This is a genomic window from Kurthia sp. Dielmo (assembly GCF_000307285.2).
Classification (GTDB): Bacteria; Bacillota; Bacilli; order Bacillales_A; family Planococcaceae; genus Kurthia; species Kurthia populi.
The window spans coordinates 1-433 of the sequence record NZ_CAEP01000209.1 but is presented as its reverse complement, the minus strand read 5'-3'; the positions used below and the strand labels follow the sequence as shown (position 1 = coordinate 433).

At 39.5% G+C, this 433-nt stretch carries 2 tRNA genes; both read right to left on the bottom strand.

The features are described from left to right. Nucleotides 1-234: 234 nt before the first annotated feature. Nucleotides 235-311, bottom strand: a tRNA-Arg gene (locus tag KTHG_RS00275). A 27-nt stretch (nt 312-338) separates the two neighbouring features. Next, a tRNA-Leu gene (locus tag KTHG_RS00270) sits at nt 339-427 on the bottom strand. Between the last annotated feature and the right edge of the window lie 6 nt (nt 428-433).

Below are 433 nucleotides of genomic sequence, written 5' to 3'. Positions count from 1 at the left end.
TTTCATCATTATCTGCTACGCTACTCTGCCTCCATATTAGTTGTCCAAATACTCATGTACTGAAGTACACTCCGTTTTGTCCGCCCTCATGTCGTTGATTAGCTTGCATCTAATGTGAAATCAAACAATAAGTTATTAAGCCTAAAAAAATAAAAACTTAATAATAATAAAAATCTTTAAAAAGAAATTTGTTTGTTACTTTCAATGTCGTTTTATCCAGTTTTCAAAGAACAATGGTGCGCCCAGCAGAAGTCGAATCCACAACCTTCTGATCCGTAGTCAGACGCTCTATCCAATTGAGCTATGGGCGCAAATATAATATTTATTTTAATAATAAATGGTGCCGAGGGCCGGAATCGAACCGGCACGGTAGTCACCTACCGCAGGATTTTAAGTCCTGTGCGTCTGCCAGTTCCGCCACCCCGGCACATAT